The sequence below is a fragment of the Rugosimonospora africana genome (genome assembly GCF_016862975.1).
Taxonomy (GTDB): Bacteria; Actinomycetota; Actinomycetes; order Mycobacteriales; family Micromonosporaceae; genus Rugosimonospora; species Rugosimonospora africana.
In genome coordinates this window covers 89,710-96,484 of sequence record NZ_BONZ01000040.1, presented here as the reverse complement: position 1 = coordinate 96,484, position 6,775 = coordinate 89,710, and the positions used below count along the sequence as shown (strand labels likewise).

The 6,775-nt window shown below is 70.8% G+C and carries 7 protein-coding genes; 2 read left to right on the top strand and 5 right to left on the bottom strand.

The window, feature by feature from the left end:
• Positions 1-93: 93 nt before the first annotated feature.
• Positions 94-1,077, bottom strand: a complete 984-nt coding sequence (locus tag Raf01_RS21895) for a zinc-dependent alcohol dehydrogenase (protein ID WP_203919832.1) — start codon at positions 1,075-1,077, stop codon at positions 94-96.
• A gap of 351 nt (positions 1,078-1,428) precedes the next feature.
• Between Raf01_RS21895 and Raf01_RS21890 the strand changes: the two genes are divergently transcribed.
• A complete protein-coding gene (locus Raf01_RS21890) occupies positions 1,429-2,364 on the top strand; it encodes a CDP-alcohol phosphatidyltransferase family protein (protein ID WP_239133803.1) in 936 nt (311 codons plus the stop codon).
• Positions 2,365-2,369: 5 nt separating this feature from the next.
• Here the strand turns inward: Raf01_RS21890 and Raf01_RS21885 are convergent, their stop codons facing one another.
• Positions 2,370-2,645, bottom strand: coding sequence for a GlsB/YeaQ/YmgE family stress response membrane protein (locus Raf01_RS21885; protein WP_203919830.1), 276 nt, complete (start codon positions 2,643-2,645; stop codon positions 2,370-2,372).
• 68 nt (positions 2,646-2,713) lie between these two features.
• Positions 2,714-2,905 carry a hypothetical protein gene (locus Raf01_RS21880; protein ID WP_203919829.1) on the bottom strand — a complete coding sequence of 64 codons (192 nt, stop codon included), beginning with the start codon at positions 2,903-2,905 and terminating at the stop codon, positions 2,714-2,716.
• Positions 2,906-3,152: 247 nt separating this feature from the next.
• Here Raf01_RS21880 and Raf01_RS21875 point away from each other — a divergent pair, with 247 nt between their 5' ends.
• Positions 3,153-4,286 (top strand): alpha/beta fold hydrolase, encoded by a 1,134-nt coding sequence (locus tag Raf01_RS21875; RefSeq protein WP_203919828.1) that lies wholly within the window; start codon positions 3,153-3,155, stop codon positions 4,284-4,286.
• A gap of 101 nt (positions 4,287-4,387) precedes the next feature.
• On the opposite strand, the gene Raf01_RS21870 is transcribed toward Raf01_RS21875, so the two are convergent.
• Together Raf01_RS21870 and Raf01_RS21865 are read right to left on the bottom strand one after the other, a co-directional pair.
• Entirely contained in the window at positions 4,388-5,641 is a 1,254-nt protein-coding gene (locus Raf01_RS21870; protein ID WP_203919827.1) for a glycosyltransferase, read from the bottom strand.
• A 77-nt stretch (positions 5,642-5,718) separates the two neighbouring features.
• Positions 5,719-6,663, bottom strand: coding sequence for an SDR family NAD(P)-dependent oxidoreductase (locus Raf01_RS21865; RefSeq protein WP_203919826.1), 945 nt, complete (start codon positions 6,661-6,663; stop codon positions 5,719-5,721).
• Positions 6,664-6,775 lie beyond the last annotated feature (112 nt).

Genomic DNA, 6,775 nt, shown 5'->3' with positions numbered 1-6,775 from the left:
GCCGTGGGTGACGTCGCCGTGGGTGACGTCGCCGTGGGTGACGTCGCCGTGGGTGACGTCGCCGTGGGTGACGTCGCCGTGGGTGACGTCGCGTTAGGTGGCATCGCGGTAGGTGATGATGTGGCACAGCGCGGGCAGCGTGCCCTCCGCCAGCCGGGCGAGTGTCTCGGGTAGCCGCTCAAACCGGGATTCGCCCGTGATGAGCACGTCAAACACCGGATCGTGCAGCAGGTCCAGAGCGAGCGCCAAGCGGTCGGCGAACGTGCGGCGCGCCCTCCGGGCCGGCGAGACGGTACCGACCTGGCTGGCCCGGATCGCCAACCGGCCGGAGTGGAACGACTCCCCCAGCCGGAGGGTGACCTCCCGGTCCCCGTACCAGCTGAGCTCGATGACCTCGCCCTCCCGCGCGAGCAACTCCAGCGACCGCGCGAGCCCGGCGGACGTCGCGCTGGCATGCACGACGAGGTCACGGTTCCCGGCGGCGTCCTCCGGGAGCGCGAAGTCGACGCCCAGTGCCCCGGCGGTCTCCTCCCGTGCCGGATCCGCGTCGACCAGTTCGATCCGGGTACCGGGGAATCGGGCGAGCACGGCGGCGACGCAGCAGCCCACCATCCCGGCACCGACCACCGTGATCCGGTCGCCCACCAGCGGGGCGGCGTCCCACAGTGCGTTGACCGCGGTCTCCACGGTGCCGGCCAGGACCGCGCGGGCGGCCGAAACCCCGTCGGGTACGGGTACCACGGCGGTCGCCGGCACGACGTATCCGGTCTGGTGCGGGTACAGGCAGAAGACGGTGCGCCCGGCCAGCGCGGAGGGGCCCTCCTCGACCACGCCCACGTTGAGGTACCCGTACTTCACCGGCCCCGGAAAGTCCCCCTCCTGGAAGGGTGCCCGCATCGCGGCGTACTGGTTTGCCGGCACTCCGCCCCGGAAGACCAGGGTCTCGGTACCCCGGCTGATCCCGGAGTACAGCGTACGGACCAGCACCTCGTCCGGACCCGGCTCGGGCAGCGTCACCGGCCGGATCTCGCCCTCACCCGGGGAGCGCAACCAGAAGGCGCGCGCGTCCCGCGTCATCGCCCCTCCTCATCCTCATCGCACTCAGCTCATACCTCGCTAACGGTCTGTTTATCCAAGACTGGAACAGTGTCTCGGGCCGAACCGTGCCTCACGCCCAACCGCGTTCCACAAGAGCCGCGTTCAGTGAGAACCGTTGTCCCAGACCGGCCTTGCCCCAGACCGGCCTTGCCCCAGACCGACCTTGCCCCAGACCGACCTTGCCCCAGACCGAGCAACGCCTCCTGCCACCCCTTGCCTCGATCCGGACCGTCGTTCGAAGCTGAACCGGATGGTCGGAACCTGCGTGTTCATGATCGAGGCACACCCCATAGTCACGGAGGCATGGTGCCAGCGGTTCGAATCGGTCCCGTGACGGGGTTGCTCGTCCAGGTCGCTCTCGTCCTCGCCCTTGCCGCCACCGTCGGCATGGGCGCCGCCGGCTGGCTGGCCGGCATCGGGTACGGGCTGGTCGTCTGCGCCGCGCTCACCCGAGGTCTGCACCGGTCCGGAGCCACCTCGCTCGGACCCGCCAACTGGGTCACGCTGACCCGGGCGACGCTCATCGGCGGCGTGACGGCACTGACGGCCGACTCCTTCCGCGGACATCAGTCGGTCCGGGCGCTGGTCACCCTCACCATCGTGGCGTTGCTGCTCGACGCCGTGGACGGTCAGGTCGCGCGGCGCTCGGGCACGGTGTCTCCGCTCGGGGCCAGCTTCGACATGGAGGCCGACGCCTACCTCCTTCTGGTCCTCAGCGTCTACGTTGCACCGCTCGCCGGAGTATGGGTACTCGCGATCGGCGGCATGCGCTACGCGTTCCTCGCGGCGAGTTGGGTGCTGCCGTGGATGCGTCGGAAGCTGCCATTCCGGTACTGGCGGAAGGTGGTCACCGCGGCACAGGGAGTGGCGCTCGTGGTCGCGAGCACGAACGTCCTTCCGAAAGCGTTGACGATCGTCGCGCTGGCGGTCGCGCTGGCGCTGCTCGTCGAGTCGTTCGGGCGCGACGTGCTGTGGCTGTGGTGTCGCCGGACCCGTCGACCCCGCCCCACCGTCACGCTCGCCAACGCCACGCTCGCCGCCGTCACAGTGGCCACCGCCACGCAGGCCGCCGCCACGCGGGCGCACGCCACCCGGAACCCGGCCACATCGAACCCTGCCACTCCGCACCCCGCCACCGTGAACCCTGCCACCGTGAACCCCGCCACCCCGAACAGTGGGGGGCCCGCCGACCGGCGGACCCCCCACTACCTGCCTGCTCGACTGCCGAATCGCCACGCGACTGTTCCGTCGCCGCAATCCGATTGACTGCGCTAGATTCGTCTGCGCGAACTAGCTCCCGAAACCAGGGCCACCCCGATCGCCGCCAAGACCACCTGTATCAGCAGTTGGATCCAGTCGATGCCCGAAGTGTGCCGCACGCCGATCGCGCCCGCGATCAGCGTACCGACGAATGCGGCGATGATGCCGACGACGACGGTCATCAGCATGCCGATGTTCTGGCGACCGGGCAATACCAGCCGCCCCAATGCGCCGATCACAGCACCGATGATGATGCCGACGATGATCCCAGCGACTGTGAGATGCATAGCGGGGTAACCTTTCCCGTTCATCCGAGGGGCACGTCGTGCAATAAGTTGCCCGCCGCCGCGGATTCTCAAACCAGGTTGACTTTCGGGCGCCGCGTGGGGCGGACCGCTGTACCGCGATGCCCGTGCACCTCGCCGCCATAAACCGCGCCGCCGAATATCGCGCCGCCATGCACCGCGGCGCCGAGCATCCCGCCGCCGAGCATCCCGCCGCTGAGCACCTCGCGGCCGACGACGTCCCCGCACCCCGAACGCGGCATAGCAGATACCGCCTCATGGATCTGCCCCGAACCGGCACTCTGGCGCCCATCGATACGTACGGGGACCGATCACGCCGGGAAGGGGCGGAGTAAGGGGCCGCCCGGCCGGCGGGCGAGGCACACGGCGGCCAGGATCACCGGCCGACTGGATGACCACAGTGGACAGTGGACCGTGCGAGGCTCACCGGCGTCCTGATCTAAGGCATCGTCCGGCAAGCCCCGGGCGTTACACACCTGAAGGTCTCCGTTGAATCGACACTTTGTCCGCTCCCTTAACGTTCTGCTGGCCACCGTTGCGACAGCGGTCACCGTCGCCGCCCTGCCGGTGGTCGGCCCCGCAATGGCGGAGGGCACCGATCCTTCGTGGGCGACCTGCGCCCAGTACACGGTCCCGGTCACGCTGACCGCGAGCGATCCCACGGTCTACCACGTCGTCGGCCGGCTGTGCACCCGCGACGACCAGTTGCGCGGCGCGAAGACCGTGCAGTTGCTGGTATCCGGCCTGACCTACGACCACAACTACTGGAACCCCTCGTACCAGCCGAACACCTACTCGTACGTGTACGCCCAGACCAGCACCGGCTACTCCACCTTCAATATCGACCGGCTCGGCGTCGGGCTGTCCGATCATCCGCCGGCCGCCGGGCTGACGGTGCAGAACGAGGCGTGGCAGATCGAGCAGGTCATCCAGGCGCTGCGGGCCGGCACGGTCGGCGGGATCAAGTTCCGGACGGTGGTCGGTGTCGGCCATTCGTTGGGTGCCGGGATCCTGCAGTACGAGGCTGGCACCGCGTCCGGCGCCGGCAACGTACCGGACTACCTGGTACTGGCCGACTTCCTCACCGGGCTCAACACGGCGGGAGTGAACCAGGTCAACTCCACGCTGTACCCGGCCGCCCAGGATCCCAAGTTCGCGTCGGCCGGCCTGCCCAGCGGGTACGAGACGACATTGCCGAACACCCGCGGCAGCGACTTCTACTACTCGGCCGGAGCCGATCCGGCGATGATCTCGCTGGATGAGTCGACGAAGCAGACCGGCAGCGCGGCCGAGTTCACCGCGTTCAGCGCGGCCCGCACCAGCGCGGTGACCCACGGGATCCACGTTCCCACGCTGATCGCCGTCGGCCAGTACGACATGCTCGACTGCAACGCGGCCGCCGGCCTGTCCTGCGCGGACGCGGCCGCGATCACGTCCCGGGAGTCGGCGAACTTCTCACCGACCGCGTGCCTGAAGACGTACGTGCAGCCGAACAGCGGCCACGACATCGACCTGCACGTCGGGGCGGCGAGCTTCTTCAACCGGGTGTCGACCTGGCTGGACAACTACACGATCAACTATGTCAACCAGAGGGACGCCAACGGCTGCGCACCGGTGAGCTGACACCGACGAGCCGACTCCCGCACAGACGCGGGCCGGCGGCGGTGCATGACGCGCGCCGCTGCCGGCCCGTAGCCCGACCAGCCATCGTCCGGAGTGGACAGTCAGCCCGAGGTGAGCCGGTCCACCAGGGCGGCCACCGCGCCGGCACCGTCCTCGGCGGCCAGCCGCGTGGCCATCCGCGCGGCCCGCTGCCGGTACCGCGGCGAACCGACCGCCGCGGCGATCGCGGCGCCCAGCCGTTGCTCCGTCAGCCGCCGGGTCGGGATCGCGACCGGGGCAACCCCGAGCCGGACCAGTCGCGCGGCCCAGAACGACTGATCGGCGATCATCGGTACCGGCACAGCCGGCAGACCCGCCCGCAACCCAGCCGCTGCCGTACCGGCGCCGGAATGGTGCACCACCGCCGCCATGCGCGGGAACAGCCAGTCGTGCGGTACCGCGCCGACGGTGATCACGTCCGGCCCGTACGCGGACAGGCCGGCCCAGCCCGCCTGCACCACGCCCCGGACCCCGGCCCTGCGCAGCGCACCGGCCACCAGCCGGCTCAGCGGCCGCCCGTACCCGCCGGCCATGCTGCCGAACCCGACGAACACCGGAGGCGGGCCGTCGGCCAAAAAGTCCACCAGCTCGGGCGGCGGCTGCCAGCCCACCGGCCGGGCCGGCCACCAGTAGCCGACCACGTCCAGCCCGGGCCGCCAGTCCGCCGGACGGGGCACCACGGCGGGGCTGTAGCCGTGCAGAGCCGGCCAGTGTTCCGCGCGCTGGCGCAGGTCGACGGCCTCCAGGGACGCGGGCGGCAACCCGAGGCGCTCGCGCAGGCGACGGGCCGGCCGGTCGTACAGCCGCCGGGCGACGGTACGGGTCAGCGCACCGGCGGCCCGGTTGCCGGCACGGCCGAACGTGCGGGCACCGGTGGTCACCGGCGGGAAGTCGCCGGTCGGTTCGACGGGTTGCAGGAACAGCCCGGCGCTCGGTACGCCCAGCGCCTCGGCCACCTGGTACCCCAGCGGAGCGGTGGTCGTCGCCAGCAGCAGCACGTCGGCACCGTGCGAGGCGACCGCGAGCATGCTGTCGGCCAGTTGCCCGATCTCCCGCCGCGCCAGTCGCGCCAGATCCACCTGCCCTCGCACGCCGGTACCGTGCCGGTGCAGCGCCCGGCCGCCCCGGGATGCCTGGATGGCGCGTACGTCGCCGGGCAACGCGAGCAGTTCCAGCCCCGCGTCGGCGACCAGGCCGGCGAACGACTCGTGGGCCGCGATCGTGACCCGGTGCCCGGCGTCCCGCAGTCGAGCTCCGACACCGGTGTACGGCGCGACGTCGCCCATCGAACCGGCGGTCGCGATCAGTACCCGCATCTGGCCGCCACGATCTCGAAGGCTACCCGCCGACCCGCGCTCACACTCAAAGACGGGTATCCGGCATCCAAAGGCAGCTACCCAGCGATCAGATCGGTCGACACCTGCCACAGCCGGGCGGCCGCCTCGGGATCCAGCGCGTAGGCCGCCACTCCGCGGCGGATGCCGGCCTGGTGCGGCGGCGCCTCGGCGCAGTCCTCGAAATACCGCCCGGTCACGCCCTCGACCAACGGCGAGCCGGCGAGCAGCGCGGAGGTGGCGGCGCCCTGCTCCAGGTTCTTCCAGGACACATCCGTGCTGGTCGGCTCGAAGGAGGCGGGCGCGGCGGCCAGGTCGCCGATGTGCCGGCTGAGATTGGTCATCGGGATACGCCCGGGGTTCAGCGCGTTCGCGGTGATCCCGTCGGCTGCCCAGCGTTTGCCGGCCTCGACCGCGAACAGCACGTTGGCCGTCTTGGACTGGCCGTACGCGATCCACGGATCGTACGGACGCCGCTCGAAGTTGATGTCGTCGAAGTCCACGCCCGCGTTGATGTGCCCGACCGAGCTGACCGAGACGATCCGGGCGCCGCCGGCCGTGGCGAGGGCGTCGTGGAGGCCGGTGGCGAGGGCGAAGTGGCCGAGGTGGTTCGTCGCGAACTGGAGCTCCCAGCCCTCGGCTGTCCGGGTCAGCGGTGTGGCCATCACCCCGGCGTTGTTGACCAGGAGGTGCAGCGGCCCGTCCCAGCTCTCGGCCAGGGTGCGGACGGACACCCGGTCGGCGAGGTCGAGCGGGGCGACCGTGACGCGGTTGTTGCCGGTGTTGACGATGATGTCTTCGGCGACCTGGCCGCCGGCCTCCAGATTGCGGACGGCGAGGGTCACTTCGGCTCCCGCACTGGCCAGCGCCCGCGCGGTCTCCACCCCGATGCCGGAGGCGCCGCCGGTGACCAGGGCACGCTTGCCCCGCAGGTCGACACCGGCGAGGACGTCCGACGCGGTCGACTGCGGGCCGAACGGGGTGACGATGCGGTTGCTGTCCATGGTTCCTGCCTGTCTTCGGTCCCTATCCTGTCTCTGGAACGAGTATAAACGGAGGTTCCTCCGGTAGCACCAACCGGCGGCGCCCCACCGTTACCCGCGGGTACCTTCGGGA

Bases quoted from the DNA above. Each gene is read 5' to 3' on its own strand.
- Raf01_RS21895 (WP_203919832.1), bottom strand. From the start codon at position 1,077: ATGACGCGGGACGCGCGCGCCTTCTGGTTGCGCTCCCCGGGTGAGGGC.
- Raf01_RS21885 (WP_203919830.1), bottom strand. From the start codon at position 2,645: ATGCATCTCACAGTCGCTGGGATCATCGTCGGCATCATCATCGGTGCT.
- Raf01_RS21880 (WP_203919829.1), bottom strand. From the start codon at position 2,905: ATGCCGCGTTCGGGGTGCGGGGACGTCGTCGGCCGCGAGGTGCTCAGC.
- Raf01_RS21870 (WP_203919827.1), bottom strand. From the start codon at position 5,641: ATGCGGGTACTGATCGCGACCGCCGGTTCGATGGGCGACGTCGCGCCG.
- Raf01_RS21865 (WP_203919826.1), bottom strand. From the start codon at position 6,663: ATGGACAGCAACCGCATCGTCACCCCGTTCGGCCCGCAGTCGACCGCG.